11 protein-coding genes and 1 pseudogene are annotated in these 16397 nt (G+C 69.2%); 5 read left to right on the forward strand and 7 right to left on the reverse strand.

The window, feature by feature from the left end:
- Positions 1–9: 9 nt before the first annotated feature.
- Both ABH935_RS37495 and coaE read right to left on the reverse strand, forming a co-directional pair.
- Positions 10–984: a decaprenyl-phosphate phosphoribosyltransferase gene (locus ABH935_RS37495; RefSeq protein WP_370382814.1), complete on the reverse strand. Its 975-nt coding sequence runs from the start codon at positions 982–984 to the stop codon at positions 10–12.
- A 45-nt stretch (positions 985–1029) separates the two neighbouring features.
- Positions 1030–1659, reverse strand: coding sequence for a dephospho-CoA kinase (gene coaE, locus ABH935_RS37500; protein WP_370382725.1), 630 nt, complete (start codon positions 1657–1659; stop codon positions 1030–1032).
- Positions 1660–1753: 94 nt separating this feature from the next.
- Between coaE and ABH935_RS37505 the strand changes: the two genes are divergently transcribed.
- Positions 1754–3508 carry a N,N-dimethylformamidase beta subunit family domain-containing protein gene (locus tag ABH935_RS37505; RefSeq protein WP_370382726.1) on the forward strand — a complete coding sequence of 585 codons (1755 nt, stop codon included), beginning with the start codon at positions 1754–1756 and terminating at the stop codon, positions 3506–3508.
- Between the two features lie 562 nt (positions 3509–4070).
- Positions 4071–5570 (forward strand): N,N-dimethylformamidase beta subunit family domain-containing protein, encoded by a 1500-nt coding sequence (locus ABH935_RS37510; protein WP_370382727.1) that lies wholly within the window; start codon positions 4071–4073, stop codon positions 5568–5570.
- Between the two features lie 40 nt (positions 5571–5610).
- On the opposite strand, the gene ABH935_RS37515 is transcribed toward ABH935_RS37510, so the two are convergent.
- The 4 genes from ABH935_RS37515 to rpsA all read right to left on the reverse strand — a co-directional run bounded on the left by ABH935_RS37515 (position 5611) and on the right by rpsA (position 10443).
- Positions 5611–6507, reverse strand: a complete 897-nt coding sequence (locus tag ABH935_RS37515) for a hypothetical protein (protein ID WP_370382728.1) — start codon at positions 6505–6507, stop codon at positions 5611–5613.
- Between the two features lie 61 nt (positions 6508–6568).
- Positions 6569–7630, reverse strand: coding sequence for a TolB family protein (locus ABH935_RS37520; protein WP_370382729.1), 1062 nt, complete (start codon positions 7628–7630; stop codon positions 6569–6571).
- Entirely contained in the window at positions 7623–8885 is a 1263-nt protein-coding gene (locus tag ABH935_RS37525) for an MFS transporter (protein ID WP_370382730.1), read from the reverse strand. The genes ABH935_RS37520 and ABH935_RS37525 overlap by 8 nt, the downstream gene beginning before the upstream one ends.
- Positions 8886–8961: 76 nt before the next feature.
- Entirely contained in the window at positions 8962–10443 is a 1482-nt protein-coding gene (gene rpsA, locus ABH935_RS37530) for a 30S ribosomal protein S1 (protein WP_370353253.1), read from the reverse strand.
- A 321-nt stretch (positions 10444–10764) separates the two neighbouring features.
- Between rpsA and ABH935_RS37535 the strand changes: the two genes are divergently transcribed.
- On the forward strand, positions 10765–11667 hold the full coding sequence (locus ABH935_RS37535) for a class I SAM-dependent methyltransferase (RefSeq protein ID WP_370382731.1): 903 nt from the start codon (positions 10765–10767) through the stop codon (positions 11665–11667).
- Between the two features lie 1022 nt (positions 11668–12689).
- Positions 12690–13043, forward strand: a pseudogene (locus ABH935_RS37540) (class I SAM-dependent methyltransferase); the annotation flags it as partial.
- A gap of 236 nt (positions 13044–13279) precedes the next feature.
- Here the strand turns inward: ABH935_RS37540 and ABH935_RS37545 are convergent.
- Entirely contained in the window at positions 13280–14458 is a 1179-nt protein-coding gene (locus tag ABH935_RS37545) for a glycosyltransferase family 4 protein (RefSeq protein WP_370382732.1), read from the reverse strand.
- A gap of 270 nt (positions 14459–14728) precedes the next feature.
- Here ABH935_RS37545 and ABH935_RS37550 point away from each other — a divergent pair, with 270 nt between their 5' ends.
- Positions 14729–16228, forward strand: a complete 1500-nt coding sequence (locus tag ABH935_RS37550) for a hypothetical protein (RefSeq protein ID WP_370382733.1) — start codon at positions 14729–14731, stop codon at positions 16226–16228.
- Positions 16229–16397 lie beyond the last annotated feature (169 nt).

A 16397-nucleotide genomic window follows, 5' to 3' on the forward strand; every position in this document is an offset into this window, starting at 1 on the left:
CGGGGCGGCTCAGCCGCGCGCGCCGACCAGGATCACGCCGGTGGCGAACACCGCGAGCCACACGGCGCCGATACCCATGATGACGCGGTCCTTCAGGACGACGTCCTCGGGCTCTCCGGCGCGGCCGGAGTCGATGAACATCGAGTAGCGCAGGAAGATGAAGACCCAGGGGATGACCGAGATCTCCAGCCACGGCTTCGCCGACTTGTGGGCCACGACGCCGTTGGCGGTGGTGGCCAGCTGGAAGGCCCACAGCGAGTAGGTGATCATGGTGACCGTGGCCGCGGCCTGCCACACGAACCGCAAGTACGTCTGGGAGTACTCCGAGAGCGACTTGCGGGAGGCGGCGGCGTCCTCCCCCATCAGCACCATCTCCGAGTAGCGCTTGCCGGCCACCATGAACAGCGAGCCGAAGCCGGTGGTCAGCAGGAACCACTGCGACAGCTCCAGGTTGGCCGCCACGCCGCCGACGATGGCGCGGAGCAGGAAGCCGGAGGCCACCATCGCCAGGTCCAGGACCGGCACGTGCTTGAACCACATCGAGTACACGATGTGCAGCGCCATGTAGACGGCGACCACCAGGACCGTGGTCCAGTTCGCCGTGGCCGCGACCGCCAGGCCCGCGACGCCGCAGACCGCGCCGGAGACCAGGGCCAGCGGGATCGGGACCCAGCCGGCCGCGATCGGGCGGAAGCGCTTCTTGGGGTGGCGCCGGTCGGACTCGACGTCCATGACGTCGTTGATGAAGTAGATGCAGGACGCGGCGAAGCAGAACGCGACGAAGGCGATCGCGGAGGTACGCAGCACATCGGCGTGGCCGAGCTTGGCCGCCGACAGCGGAGCGGCCAGGACCAGGACGTTCTTGACCCACTGCCGCGGCCGCGCGGCGAGCAGCAGAGCGACCGGCATGGGGGGACGCTTGCGCAGGTCAGCCGGGGCATTGACGGTGCTGGAGGAACCCGTCGCGGGCTGGGGCTCGGACACCTGCGGCTCAGCAGACTGCGTGGGAAGGGATGTCACCGGGCAAACCTATCGGATGGTTGAATCGCGGAGGGTGAGCAGCTCGGACCAGACTCGATCCGTTTCCTGATCGAGGTCTTCGAGCGACCCGTTGTTTGCGATGACGTAATCCGCCGCCGCCAGTCGGTCCTCCCGCGACGCCTGCGCCGCCATCCGCGCGGCGGCGTCCGCACGGGACATACCACGGTTGGCAAGCAGTCGCGCATAACGGACTTCCTCATCGGCGTCGACCACGATCACGGCCGCATACCCGCGGTCCGCCCCACCCTCGACCAATAGCGGAATATCGTAGACGACAATGCCGCCTTCCGGGGCGGCATCGGCCCATTCGGCCATCAGCGCGCCGACCCGCGGATGCACGATGGCGTTGAGCGCGGCCAGCCGCTCGGGGTCGGCGAACACGATGGCGCCCAGCTTGGCACGATCCAGCGCCCCGTCGGGCCCGACCACCTCGGAACCGAACTCTTTGACAACCGCGTCATAGCCGTCGGTGCCGGGTTCCACGACCCGGCGCGCGGCCAGGTCGGCGTCGACGACGGTGGCGCCCCGGGCCTTGAGCCTGTTGAGCACCTCGCTCTTGCCCGAGCCGATGCCACCGGTGAGGCCGACGCTTAGCGTGGTCGGCTTGTCCTTCTCCATGGGGCTCCGTTCGGCTGGGGACGTTCGCGATCGCCGTCTCCAGAAGGCTAACGTGGCGCTGCACTCTTTAGGTCACTGTCTGGGACGGGAGCGAATGGACAAGCGGGATTCCGCGGCGGGAAACGCTATGGGGACGGCGCGCTGGAAGGCCGTCACCGGTTCCGCCGCCTTCGCCGCCGCGGTGTTCGCCCTCGGGTACGGCTGCACCGGCAACTCGGCCCCGGCCGCGGTCAGCGCCGGTCCCCCGGTGAAGGTGACCTCGCAGACCCCGGAACCGGCGAACCCCACCGGCAAGCTTCCCGCGGACCGCACCAAGCCGTCCTCCGCACCGTGCGCAACCGTGGCCCGGCCGGCCGGCTGGTCCAAGATCGAGAATGCCAAGCCCGGCGACGCCTCGTGGCGCGCCAGCTTCGACTCGGAGACGTCCGAGGTCGCCGGGTACGTGAACCAGGTGAGTGCGGCCTGTGGGGCCACTCTGGATCTGCACCTGTCGGGGTACGTGTCCTCCGCGTCCGTGACCGCGTACCGGATGGGCTGGTACGGCGGGGCCGGCGGGCGCGAGGTCTGGAGCACGTCGCACGTGCCGGTGAGCGCGAGTCCTGTGAAGAACTCCGGCGCGCCGACGTACACGGTCGAGGCCTCGTGGCCGGTCGCCACGCGCATCCCGATCACGTCGGCCTGGACCCCGGGCTTCTACCTGCTGATCGTGCGCGCCAAGCCGCATGACGCCGGAGACGCTATTCCTCTGATCATCCGGGATGACAGCGCCGGCAATGGAACGCCGGGTAGTGGGAGCTCGCCTCTGCTACTCCAGGCGTCTGTATTGACGTACCAGGCGTATAACAACTACGGACGGTACAGCCTCTATTACGGCCCTAAGGACCTGTCCTCTAAGCGCTCGGATCGCTCTAGGGTGGCGTCCTTCGACCGTCCTTATAACGGGAGCGGGTACCAGGCGCCCTTCCTGTACGACATCCCCTTGGCGGAGGAAGCGGAGAAGCTGGGGCTGGACGTCGACTACACCACGGATATAGACGTCGACCAGCGTCCCAGCCAGGTCGCTGCGCATAAGGCGCTCCTTATCGGCGGCCACTCCGAGTACTGGACGCGGCGGATGTATGACGCGGCCCTTTACGCGCGCAGCAAGGGAACCAACATCGGTTTCTTCGGCGCGAATGAGATCTATTGGCACGCACGCCTGGAACCCTCTCCCTCGGGCCAGGACCGGCGCATGGTCGTCTACCGCTATGCGAACGAGGACCCATTGGCGAAGTCCGACCCGTCGCAGGCGACGGTGTTCTGGGATTCTCCCCAGCTGCAGATGCCGGAGGCCCAGATCGTGGGGCCGGCCTATGGGGAGCTCGGTGCGGACGGCGGCGCGTTCCGGGTGCTCCAGCCGGACTCGTGGATCTTCGCCGGCACCGGGGCCGCTAAGGACCAGGTCCTGAAGAACTCTCTGGGCGGCGAGTACGACACGGTGAAGAACAACTACGCGACCCCTCCGGACATCGACGTGATCGCCGCCGCGCCGATCGTGTTCAGCGGGCAGTCCACGATGGCGACGATGTCGTACTACACCGATCCGTCGGGGGCCGGGATCTTCGCCGGGGGGATGACGTACTGGGACTGCCAGATGGCGCGGATGTGCGGGAACCGGCCGGTGGACGCCGGGACGTCGAAGCTGCTGGCGGCGATGACGGACAACGTGCTGCGGACGTTCGTGCAGGGACCGGCCGGGAAGAAGTACCCGTCGGTGCACCGGCCGGCTCCGAGCCCGCAGGCGCTGATCTCCACGGCGGTCTCGCAGAGCGACGTCGGTATCGGGCCGCCCAAGACGACGGAGGGGTGACGCGGGAGCACGGGGTCGGCGCGCGAACCCGCTGCGCGTGCCTGCCGGGCTGACGGCCGGTGGCTGGTCCAAGATGGCACCAGCCCGGCGCTCGGCGGGCGCGGAGAACCGGGAGTAGGGACGGTAGGCGCGTGCGGACTGGTGTGGTGGCGGGGGCTGGGGTCGGTCGGGTTCCGGTCGCGTGACCGCCGAGGCTGCCTTAGCGGGGTCTGGTGAGGATCCTGGGGCGTTCCTGCGGTCGGCGTCTGTACGGCTGCCGGTTTATGTCGAGCCGCTGGGGAGCGGGGCGGCGGCTTCTACTCCTGAGGCTGCCGTAGGTCCTACGGATCCCGCGGACGGGCTGAACTTGTGGCGGGGCGTTCCGCTTCCCGCGCGGTTGTTGCGGTTGGGGTTGGCTGCGGCGGTCGCTGTGGCGTGTGCGGCGGACCTGCCGATGCGGCACGGCGCGGCGGGCGGTTTCGGGGTCAGTGCCGGGTTCGGTTCTGACTTCGGCTCTGACTTCGGCTCTGACTCTGGCTCTACCTCCGGTGACGAAATCGGTGTGTCTTTGGCCGGAACCGCTGTGGGCGGTGCACGTGCCGCGGTCGGGTGCCCGAGGGGACTGGCTCGGGGCTGGCTGCGTGCGGAGAACACGCGGGCCGGGACGACGGCGTGGCAGGACGCTAAGCGCACCCGTGCCGGGAGCGTGAACGGCTACCTGGACCGGGCCAGCGCGCGCTGTGGGGACACCGTGACGGCGTACCTGAGTTCGCTGGCGCCGGCTTCGGGAGCGTCGCTGTCGGCGTACCGGATGGGGTACTACGGGGGCGCGGAGGGGCGACTGATCTGGCAGATCAGGGACGTCGCGTTGGAGCCGCAGCCGAAGGCCGCGGTGACCGGGGCAAGCCTGTTGACCGTGGCTCCGTGGCGGCCGACGCTGACATTCCGGATCACCGCGCAGTGGACGCCGGGGTACTACCTGCTGGTGGTGCGCGCGCCGGGGCAGAGCGCGTCTTCGATTCCGTTGGTGGTGCGGGCCGACGGGGACCGCGCGCCGCTGGGGTTCCAGGCCAGTGTGCTGACGTACCAGGCGTACAACACGTTCGGCGGGCACTCGGCGTACGCGAACTCGCCGCGGAAGGCCGTGGCCAGTACCGAGGTGAGCTTCGACCGGCCCTACGAGGACGGCGGGTACTACTCGCCGTACCAGTACGAGCTGCCGCTGGTGCGGGAGATCGAGAAGCTCGGGATCGACACGGACTACTTCACGGACATCGACGCCGACTCCGATCCCGCGCAGCTGCGGCTGCACAAAGGGGTGATCACCGGCGGGCACTCGGAGTACTGGACGAAGCGGATGTACGACGGCGCGGTCGCCGCGCGCCAGGCCGGTGTGAACATCGCATTCTTCGGCGCCAACGCTGTCTATACAGCCGCTCGCCTGACCGGTTCCCCGCTGGGCCGGGACCGCCGCGTGGTGATCCGCCGCTCGCTGACCGGCGACCCGCTGGCCGCGCGCGACCCCTCTCTGGCGACGGTGAACTGGTCGGCGCCGCCGCTGAACCGCCCGGAAGCAGCGCTGATCGGCGAGGGCTACGGATACCTGGGGGCCAGCGGCTCGCTGCGGGTGCTGCACCCCGCCTCGTGGATCTTCGCCGGCACCGGCGTCACCGCGGGGCAGGTGCTGCGCAACACGGTCGGCGGCGAGTACGACCAGGTGGACGTGAACGAGCCGACGACCCCGCCGGACGTGGACGTGCTGGCCGCGATGCCGATCAGGTTCCTGAGCGGCCGGGCCGGCATGGCGACGACGACGTACTACGTGGCGCCCTCGCAGGCGGGCGTCTTCGACGCGGGCACGACGTACTGGCCCTGCGTGATGAGCGGCGACTGCCTGCACCTGGCCCCGACCCCGCCCGCGGTGCGCGCGGTGGTGACGCGCGCGACGGACAACGTGCTGGCCGCGTTCGCGGGCGGGCCGGCGGGACTGGAGCACGCTTCGACGCCGAACTGGCCTCCGTCGGCGGAAGGGTTGGTGGGGTCGGCTCGGGAGGTGGGGGATGTGGCGGTGCGGGCTTATTGAGGTGCCCGCACCTTAAGGTGCCCCCGCACTGAAGCGGACCTCAGTCCGAAGCCGCCGAGCTCGGCGCCCCCGACTTCGCCCCCGACGAGGGGGTGCCCGGTGCGGAGCCGCTCGGCGAGCTCGACGCCCCGGAGGAGGGCGTGCCGCCGGACGACGAGCCGGTCGGCGTTCCGCTGCCGCCGGCGGTTCCGCCGGTGGGCGGCGAGGTCGGGGCGTTCGGGGTCGTGTGCTTGTACAGGGCCTCGGCGATCTTGAGGATGAAGGTCTTCGCGTCGTCGCCCTTCACCAGCGCCTCTTGGGTGGTGATCAGGTACGTGCGGTTGCCGTCGTACATCACCAGGATGGCGTCCTTGCCCGTCTCGGTGACGTAGGTGGCCGGGTGGCCGGAGACCGAGATCGGGGCGTACTGGTCGCCCTGGCCGGCGAAGGTGCCGACGGTGCTGGCGCCGTGGCTTTGGGCGGTCGCCGCGTCCGCGTAGATCGCCAGCTGGATCTCCACCTGGTCGCCGGTGACCTTGCCGGTGGAGTCCTGGACCACGCCGTACTGGCAGCGGACGCGGCCGAGCTGCTTGGCAGCGGTGGGCTGGAAGGCCGTGAAGAAGTCACCGCCGTTGAGCGGGTTGCCCAGGGCCAGCTGCATGTCGGCGTCGGTGACCAGGCCGCTGCAGCTCTTCGGCAGCTGCGCCGCTGTCAGCGTCGGGCCTGCCGCCGGGTCGAAGCTGGGCGACGGGGTCGGCGAGCTGGACGTCTGCGCGCCGGGGAAGGAGCCGGTGCCGGTGGTGCTCGACGAGCCCTTGTGCACCGAACCGCTGCCGCCGCACGCGGTCAGCGCCAAGGCCGCCGCGCAGGCGACGCCGAGCGCGGCGACGCGCGTGCCGGATATGCGTGTCAGAGGCCGGCGGGCCGCAGCCGGGGCCGGGGTCGTAAGGGTCCGCATGCTTGGCAACCTATCGAATCGGTGTGGCGGGCGAGAAGGTTTCGGATCAGCTCCGCGACCCTCACCCCGAGGTGACCGACGGGGACATCCCGTTGGCGGCGAGCAGGCGCGGCGCGCCGCTGCCATCAGCGGGCACAGCGTACAGGTCGCTGCCGGGGTCGTCGTCGTGCGGGACCGCGTACATGACCGTGCTGTTGTTCAGCCACGCGGCCTGGTCGTCGACGCTGCGGGTCTCGGCCAGCGGCGTCTCCCGCATGGTGGCCAGGTTCAGGACGGTGAAACGCCAGGGGTGCCGGATGTCGTCGGACACGCGCTTCTTGAACACCAGGCGCGTCCCGTCGGGGGACAGCGAGGGGCATTCCACGTTCTCCCGCAGCGAGGTCAGCTTCCGCGCCTTGAAGTCACCCTTCATCAGCCACGTCTTACCGTTGCTGCCCATAGTCGCGTAGAACGTATTGTCGTCGGCGGTAAAGGTGACGCCCCAGAAGTTGACGTCGACGGCCTTATAGACACTGCCGTCTACGTAGGCGTTGAAGTTCTCCAGAGAGTCGACGTACTGCCCCGTCTTAAGGTCCAGGATCGAGGCGCGGGTCGATGCGCCGGGCGTCGTATAAGAGTCGCCGTATACGAACGTCGTCCACGCCGCCATCCGGCCGTCCGTGGACAGTCGCGCGCGGTTCGGCGTACCGGCGATGGCCACCTTCTTGATCTGCTTAAGAGAACTGTCGTAGACCTCCGCATAGGCCTGGCTCATGAGGCTTCCCTCGGATTGCAGGCAGAGGAGTACGCCAGAGGCCGTGTAGGACCGTTCGCACGGAATGGTGGAGACCGTGGGCACCGCGGTAGACGCCGCACCGACGGGAGACTCCACCAGCTTGCCGAAGTCCGGGCCCTGCACCATCGAGCGGTACGTCAACTCCCCCGCGGCAACTGTGAAGCCCCCGCTGATGCCGGCCCGCTTAGTGGAACGTCCCAGGAAGGCCGTCAGTCCGGCCACGACAGCGACCACGACCAATACGACGATCGACGAGATGAGGATCTTGGCACGGTTGTCGCGAGGCGCCTCAGAACCGCTGAGCTCGCCGGGAGTGGTCTCCTGTTCCACGTCCTCTAGGTCAGCCATCGGCATGTTCCTTCCACGGCGACACCAGCAGCGTCGAAATGGTGATCGCCACAGCCATGGCGCCAGCGAACCAGAGCATGACCGTCTTGGGATCGGTGTGCGACCACGCCACCCCGAACGCGACAGACGACGCGAACCCGGCGACGGCCCCGATCGACTGCATCACCGCGAGCCCGGAGGTACGCAGTGCGGAAGGGATGCGCGGCCCGCAGTACGCCATGAGAACGCCGTCAGTGGCCGCGTAGGCGATGCCGGGAAGGAGGAGTGCAGACACCAAAAGGACGCCGTTAGGGACGTTCGTAGCCAGGAGCGCATAGGCGATGACCAACAGAAGGTGCCCTGCGACGAACACCTTCCAGCGCCCCACGCGGTCCGACAGGCGACCCACCGGGATAGCCATCAGGACGAACATCCCCATGGTCCCGGTAGCGAGCAACGCGTACTCCGAAGCGCTAAGAGCCATCCGATGCGCAAGCGTCAGGTAGACGAAGGTGTCACTGACCCAGGCGAGCCCCAGCAGCGCCACAGCGATACCCGTACGGACGAACCACGCCTGCCGCAACAACCCCACGGCCGCACGCACAGACGCCTCAGAACGCTCCTGCAGCTCCTTCTTGTGGTCCGTCACGTAAAGGCAGAACACCACCAGACCGATGGCTGCAACGCAGAAGGCGATGATGAACAGCGCGTCGAACGCTTTACGTTCCGTCCCGAACTTCGTCGTCCACAGCAGGACGAACGACGCGATGAGCGGACCCGTGGCGGCCCCGATGTTGTCGAGCATGCGGTGCACACCGAACGAGCGCCCCAGGATCCGCGGCGGAGACGACAGCGAGATCAGCGCGTCACGCGGAGCCGAGCGCATCCCCTTACCGAAGCGGTCCGCGCTGAGCAGTCCGCTCAGGCCGCCGAAGGAGGGCCCGACGAGGGGGAACCCCAGTTTGGTCACCGCGGAGGCGCCGTAGCCGATGCCGGCCAGGAGCTTGCGACGCTGCCATCGGTCCGACAGATACGCGGCCGGGATCGCCAGTAGCGCGGGGATGCCGTTGTAGAGCCCGTCCAGGAACCCGATGGCCGTCGGCGTCTCGTGGAGCACGTTGAGCAAGTAGTAGCCGACCACCGCGACCAGCATCTCCGAGGAGACGTCCGTCAAGAGGCTCACCGTGCCGAGCATCTTGACGTTGAAGGGGACCCGCTCCCGCGTGCTCCTGGTTTCCTGGATGCGCTTGGCGGTTCTCGATCCCGTCAAATACACGTCGAAACAATAGCGAAAGCCCCGTCCGCTCCACGCGGACGGGGCCTTTCAGCTACGAACTGTTACGCGGGGAGCCTCAGCTCTGGCCGCCCGACAGCTTCTCGCGCAGCGCCGCCAGGGCCTCGTCGGAGGCCAGAGCGCCGCCGGCGCTCTCCTCGGCCGCACCCGAGGAGTACGACGAGGGGGCACCCTCGGCGTTCTCCTGGACACCGGCCTCGGCGTCGGCCTTGCGGGCCTCGGCGATCTGCTTCTGGTGCGACTCGTAGCGGGCGTGGGCCTCGGCGTACTGGCCCTCCCACACCTCGCGCTGAGCGTCGTAGCCCTCAAGCCACTCGCCCGTCTCCGGGTCGAAGCCCTCGGGGTAGATGTAGTTGCCCTGGTCGTCGTAGGTGGCGGCCATGCCGTACAGCGCCGGGTCGAACTGGTCGGTCTCGATGTCGCCGGTCAGGCCCTCGTTGGCCTGCTTCAGGGACAGCGAGATGCGACGGCGGTCCAGGTCGATGTCGATGACCTTGACGAAGATCTCGTCGCCCACGTTGACGACCTGCTCCGGGACCTCCACGTGGCGCTCGGCCAGCTCGGAGATGTGGACCAGGCCCTCGATGCCCTCGTCCACCCGGACGAACGCGCCGAACGGCACCAGCTTGGTGACCTTGCCGGGCACGACCTGGCCGATGGCGTGGGTGCGGGCGAAGGTCTGCCACGGGTCCTCCATGGTCGCCTTCAGGGACAGCGAGACGCGCTCGCGGTCCATGTCGACGTCCAGGACCTCGACCGTGACCTCCTGGCCGACCTCGACGACCTCGGAGGGGTGGTCGATGTGCTTCCAGGACAGCTCCGAGACGTGCACCAGGCCGTCCACGCCACCCAGGTCCACGAAGGCGCCGAAGTTCACGATCGACGACACGACGCCGGAGCGGACCTGGCCCTTCTGCAGGGTGGTGAGGAAGTTCTGGCGGACCTCGGACTGGGTCTGCTCCAGCCAGGCGCGACGGGACAGGACCACGTTGTTGCGGTTCTTGTCCAGCTCGATGATCTTGGCCTCGAGCTCCTTGCCGACGTACGGCTGCAGGTCGCGCACGCGGCGCATCTCGACCAGGGAGGCGGGCAGGAAGCCGCGCAGACCGATGTCCAGGATCAGGCCGCCCTTGACGACCTCGATGACGGTACCGGTGACGATGCCGTCCTTCTCCTTGATCTCCTCGATCGTGCCCCAGGCGCGCTCGTACTGCGCGCGCTTCTTGGACAGGATGAGACGGCCTTCCTTGTCCTCCTTCTGGAGGACCAGGGCCTCGATGTGGTCGCCCACGGCGACGACCTCGTTGGGGTCGACGTCGTGCTTGATCGAGAGCTCCCGCGACGGGATCACGCCCTCGGTCTTGTAACCGATGTCGAGCAGGACTTCGTCCCGGTCGACCTTGACGATGACACCCTCGACGATGTCGCCGTCGTTGAAGTACTTGATGGTCTGGTCGATCGCGGCGAGGAATTCCTCCGCCGAACCGATGTCGTTGATGGCGACCTGAGGCGTTCGGGCGGTCTCGGTGCTGCTCGTCATGGGGAAGGGGGCTCCGGATACGGACACATTGTGGGCGACGGCCTCCACCGGTCGGGGATGCCGACGCTGGGATAAGTCCATCACCAGTCAAGAGCCGAACGGTCGACGAGGATCGGGTGTCCAACGAAGAAGATTCAGAACCTGCCCGCAGCGCATCGCCCAGAATACGGGTCGTACGCATGCGTGGTCAATCCGATACCCGCCCCCACCGGGGACGCCGACACGGCCCACGGCGCAACCGGGCACAACAGGCGGGCGCCCGGCTAACATCTCCACCTGCGTGATCGTCTAGCGACCCGCTGGTGAAAGGATGCCCGCACTGTGACCGACGTGACGGAAGAGCCGCCGGAATTCCCCGGTGACCCCGGAATCGAAGATAACGATACGGTCCGCGTGGCCCGCCGTCACCTGTCAGATTCCGCCACGATCCGGGCGAACCGGGGCTGGTGGGACGCCAACGCCGACGATTACCAGGCCGAACACGGTGCGTTCCTGGGCGACGACCGCTTCATCTGGTGCCCGGAAGGCCTGGACGAAGCCGACGCGCGACTGCTCGGGACCGACCTCGCGGGAAAGCGCGTCCTGGAGGTCGGCGCCGGCGCGGCACAGTGCTCCCGGTGGCTGGCGGCGCAGGGGGCTTATGCGGTGGCCTCCGATCTTTCGTTCGGTCAGCTGGCCCATGCCCTGCGGATCGACGCGGGGTCGGCGCTGGCGGGAGCGGGGGTCGGGGCGGCGGCCGAGACCGAGACCGTCGCGGGAGTGCCGCTGATCCAGGCGGACGCGACGCGCCTGCCGTTCGCGGACGAGTCGTTCGACATCGTGTGCTCGGCCTACGGCGCGGTCCCATTCGTAGCGGACTCGGCAGCGGTGATGCGCGAGGCGGCACGGGTCCTGAAGCCAGGCGGCCGCTGGGTGTTCTCGGTGTCGCACCCGATCCGGTGGTCGTTCCCGGACGACCCGACCGAAGCGGGGCTGACAGCTCGGGACTCGTACTTCGACCGGCGGCCGTACGTCGAGTTCGACGAACGCGGACTGGCGACGTACGCAGAGCACCACCGGACGCTGGGCGACCGGGTACGGGAGATCGCGGCAGCGGGGCTGCGGCTGGTGGACGTCGTGGAGCCGGAATGGCCGGCGGGGCTGACCGAGGTATGGGGCGGCTGGTCGCCGCTGCGGGGGCGCATCATCCCGGGGACGGCGGTGTTCGTGACGGTGAAGGGTTAGGCGGAGGCGGCCAACTTGGTGGGCAGCCTGGCCGACCACGTGGTTCGCCGGATCCTCCGGACCACGCGGGGTGTTGGTTCTGGGTCCCTCGCCGCGTCGGCGGGCTCTGCCAACCTGCCCGGGCCGGTGGTGTCCAGCCGAACGAAGCAGCACCACAGCAGCAGCGATGCGGCTGGACACCACCGGACCGGGCTGGTTCCGTTCACGGCGACGACGCGGCGAGGGACCCAGAACCTGGCGACCACAAGCAGCGACCGCCAGCAGACAGCGCGGCGCACCACGAGCGTAAAGGGAGCCGAGCAGTCGCGGGCCGCCGCCGAAGCGCCAGACGCGCGGGTCGCCCCCTCGCTGTAGAGCGCCCGCCGGAGGCCTCAAGGTGCCCACCACGCACGACGATTGCCGCCTACGACATGCGCAGTGACTCGGACCGACGCGCGGTTGTGGACACGGAAACCGGCAGCCGCCAACGCACCGCCGCAGCGACTCGCAGCGCCGCGCGGTCGTGTCCACGAAAACCGGCAGCCGCCAGCGCAACCAGCGGGGCACAACCGAACTGCGTCCCCCTGCGAGGTCATCAAACCCTGCGCGAAGCCGTAAAAATCGCCTGTAAACCCACGAGCACACCGCCGCCTGCTGACAAACCGCAGTGGCGCATGACCCGCAGTGTGTGAGTCGCGTGGCGGCATTTTGTTAGGGAATTATCGCCCCTTATACACAGATATAGCACGCGCCACCGACACAGCCACCGGCACAGCCACCGACACCGACTCCGATACCGGCGCCGACGCCGACGCCGACGCCGACGCCTCCACAGCCACCCACACCCACACCAGCGCATCAACCCCAACCGCCAGCCCCCCGCCCCAAAACCCCCAAAGGGGTAGCCAAGGGTGGCGCAAAGCAACATTGCGGCGTGGCGCCATCGCAACGCACCCCCACATGACAACAGTGCTGCCGTGGTTGGCGTGGGTGGCGATCAGACCAGGCGGCGGTTCTTCGGAGTACGGCGCACCCTCCGGCTGGTGCGAGCTTGCCGGGGCGAGCAGACAGACCCAGCGTCCTTCTACGAGCCCCTGGCAGCCGACTCCGTCGCGCTGGTAAGCCACCACCTACCGGTGCGCGACCTCCGCGTACTAGACGTCGGCGGCGGCCCCGGCTTCTTCGCCGCTGCATTCCGTGCGGCGGGGGCACAGTACGTGTCGGTAGATCTGCGTCCGATCGGCGACATCTGCGGCGACGCGCAAGCGCTCCCCGTGCGAGACAGCTCAGTAGACGTCTGCTTCTCCTCCAACGTCCTCGAACACGTCGCGGACCCGCAGCGCATGCTCTCGGAGATACTGCGCGTGACGCGCCCCGGCGGCCTCGTCTTCCTCTGCTTCACCAACTGGCTCGGACCCCTGGGCGGCCACGAAACCTCCCCCTGGCACTACCTCGGCGGCGAACGGGCCGCGCGTCGCTACGAGCGCCGGCGTGGCACTCCCCCGACCAATCGCTACGGCGTGTCGCTCTTCCCACTCTCAGTCGGCAGGGTCCTGCGCTGGGTGCGTGAGGCAGAGCGAGAAGGCGTCGCGGAGCGGCTCGCCGTCTTCCCGCGCTACCACCCCGCCTGGGCTCACCCGATCGTGTTCGTACCGGGGGCACGCGAGTTCCTGACCGCCAACTGCGCCATCGCGCTGCGCGTGCGCTCCCAGTCGAACTCGTTGGCCCACGCCACGCACGCCGCGCTCACCCCGGAGGCGCGCGCCGGGTCAGCGTCGAGTTCCGTCAGAGCCCCGGAGACCGTCTCGGCCAGGGTGGCACCCGGGGCGACGAGCCAGCCGGTGACGCCATCGCGGATGGCGTCGCGCAGGCCGTCGACGTCGTAGGCGACGGTCGGCACGCCCAGCGCCGCAGCCTCCAGCACCGACAGGCCCCAGCCTTCGCCCTGGGAGGCGGACAGGTGCAGCCAGGCGGTGCGAAGGAGGAGGTTCTTGGCGTCGTCGGGGAGGTGGCCGTGCAGGTGGACGTGGTCAGAGTGTCGCATGCGTGACACTGTGTCTCGAATACGCTGCTCGTCCGGGCCGCGGCCCACGATGTGCACTTCGAAGCCAGGCCACGTCTCGGCGAGGTCGTCGGCGAGTTGGACCACGCGTTCCAGGCGCTTGTGGCGCACCAGACGGCCGACGGCCACCAACCGAGGCGCTGCCCCGCCTTCGGCTCCCGGAGTTACGGCTAGTCGTAGTACCGGGTCAAGAACCGCTTCCCCGGCAACGCTGACGCCGTTGTGGATCAGTTCGATCGGCCCGGTCCAACGCAGCCGGGTCCGCATCGCCGCGATGGTGGACTCTGATACCGCCACCGCCAGGCAGCGCCGATAGACCCATCGCGCAGCCGGACCCTCCAGCCACCGTCCGAGGGCGGCCATCGGACGACTGAAGTGGGTCGCGAACTGCTCGTCGTGCACGTGATGCACGACGATCGCGACGCCCGTGCGCCGACGTGACAGCACGAGCGGGGAGAAGAACGGGATGCCGTTCTGGCAGTCGATCACGAAGTCGGGCGCACGACCCGACAGCCGAGCCCTGATCAGGTGTGCGAGGACGCCGGGGTAGACGGACCAGGTACCGCCGCGTCGCAGCCATCTGATGCCGTCCCGCGTCTCACGGCGGGGCTGGCCGGGCTCGCGGGAGGTGAGGAAGTCGACGGTGTCGCCCCGCGCCACGAATCCGCGGGCGATCTCGTGGGCGAACGCCTCCGCGCCGCCCGCAGTCTGCTGCCAGGGGTCGCGCCAGTTGAGGATGGCTAAGTGCACTGCGATACAACGATGCGCGGCGCTCTGCGACACGTCTGGTAGAGCTCTTCGGGCGGATCACTTGCGGATCTCAGGCGGATCTCAGGCGGATCTTCGATCGTACGGGGCGTCGGCAGCGGTTACGGTGTTCTCCAGGGCAGGCGCGCCGCTGGCAGGCTTTCGGGGTCGAAGTTCACTCGGACGGGGGTTGCTCGACTGTCCTTCAGCTACGCCGACGTCTAGCGTGACCGCTCAAGAGACACGCGCGGCACCGCACCGGAGGGACTCTCGATGCTCCGCAAGGCCAGGAACGAGCGGACCAGGAACGAGCGGACCGGGGATGACCGGGCCGGGGAGGCTTCGCGGCGCGGGAGCGGACGGGCCGCGTCCGCCGGGCTGGTGGTGGCGGTCGGGACCGGGCTCGGGAACGTGCTGGCGTACGGGTTCAACCTCGTGCTGTCCCGTGGGCTCGGACCCGGCGGGTACGCGGAGTTGGGGACGCTGCTGTCGGTGTTCCTGATCGGGACCGTGCCGGGGCTGGCGGTGCAGGCGATCAACGCGCGGCGGCTGGCGGTGGTCGCGGAGGCTTCGCCGGCGGCGCGTGCCGCGTTGGTGCGCGGGCTGCGGCGGCGGGGGTTGGCGGTCGGTGGCGCGGTGGCTGCGGTGTTCGTGGCGCTGGCGCCGGCGATCGCGGCACTGCTGCCGTCGGTGACGGTGGGGGGTGTGGCGTGGACGGGGGTGTCGCTGGCGGCGAACACGGTCTTCGCGTCGTACCTCGGGATCGCGCAGGGGACATCGCGATTCATGACGATGACGGTGCTGTATTTGGCAGCGCAGGGGTCGCGGTTGACGATCGGGGCGGTGGCGGCTTCGGCGCAGGTGGCGCCTACGACGGTGATGGCGGCGCAGACGGCGGGTTGGGCGTTCGCGGCGGTGGCGGGGCGGTGGTTGCTGCGGGACGTCGTGGACGCGGGGTCCGCCGCTGGGCCGGAGTCGGCGGCAGCGTGGCAGGACACAGGGCTGAAAACAGGGCTGAAAACAGGGCTGAAAACAGGGCTGAAAACAGGGCTGAACACAGAGCCGCACGCAGAACCCCACACAGAGCCGCACACCCCGCACCACGGCTACGTGAGCGAAGTCCTCCGCGCGACCGGCGGCCTCGGCGGCATCCTGCTCCTGACGGTGCTCGACACCCTGCTGGCCAGCCGCTACCTGGCCGACGGCGGCCTCGGGCGCTACAACACCGGCGCGCTGTTGGCGCGTGCGGCGTTCTTCGCACCGAGCTTCGTGGCGCTGCTGGCGTACCCGCGGTTGGCGCGGCCCTCGGAGCGTCGCCGAGCGCTGCTGACAGCGCTGACGCTGACCGGCGGGATCGGCGCGGTGGGGGTGGCGATCGCGGCCGTGGGCCGCGATCCGCTGATCCGGGTGGCGTTCGGGGCGAAGTACGCCACGCCCGGAGGCTTCGACCTCGGCGCCGACGGCTGGGTGTTCACCAGCGTCGGCGCGCTGCTGGCGCTGGTGAACCTGGCGCTGCTTGACGGCGTGGCGCGCCGCTCCCACGCGGTATCGGCGGTGGTGCTCGGCGGCATCGTGCTGGAGACCACGGTGATCGTGGGCTTCGCGCACGGCTCGGCGGCGGCGATCGTGACGGCCGCCGCGGCGTGCTCGCTGGCGACCGCAACAGTGTCGGTGACGGTGTGCCTGACGGCGCGCCCGGCGGTCGAGGCCGTGGCGGCGGCGCCGGAAGTCGAGGACGCGCAGGCGGTCGGGGCTGTGGCACAGGGTACGTAGGCGATATCCGGGGGCGGGACGGCGATCGGCACGCGATGATCGGCCGCCGCCAAAACAAAACCTGGCGGCAATCGCGCGCCACCGAAGCTCAGCGACAATCGCACGCGAGCCACCCAACCGCCATGACTCTGCGACAATCGCACGCGAGCCACCCAACCGCCATGACTCT

The sequence above is a fragment of the Catenulispora sp. GAS73 genome, from assembly GCF_041262085.1.
In the GTDB taxonomy this organism is placed as follows: Bacteria; Actinomycetota; Actinomycetes; order Streptomycetales; family Catenulisporaceae; genus Catenulispora.

Bases quoted from the DNA above. Each gene is read 5' to 3' on its own strand.
- ABH935_RS37505 (WP_370382726.1), top strand. From the start codon at position 1,754: ATGGACAAGCGGGATTCCGCGGCGGGAAACGCTATGGGGACGGCGCGC.
- coaE (WP_370382725.1), bottom strand. From the start codon at position 1,659: ATGGAGAAGGACAAGCCGACCACGCTAAGCGTCGGCCTCACCGGTGGC.
- ABH935_RS37520 (WP_370382729.1), bottom strand. From the start codon at position 7,630: ATGGCTGACCTAGAGGACGTGGAACAGGAGACCACTCCCGGCGAGCTC.
- ABH935_RS37515 (WP_370382728.1), bottom strand. From the start codon at position 6,507: ATGCGGACCCTTACGACCCCGGCCCCGGCTGCGGCCCGCCGGCCTCTG.
- rpsA (WP_370353253.1), bottom strand. From the start codon at position 10,443: ATGACGAGCAGCACCGAGACCGCCCGAACGCCTCAGGTCGCCATCAAC.
- ABH935_RS37550 (WP_370382733.1), top strand. From the start codon at position 14,729: ATGCTCCGCAAGGCCAGGAACGAGCGGACCAGGAACGAGCGGACCGGG.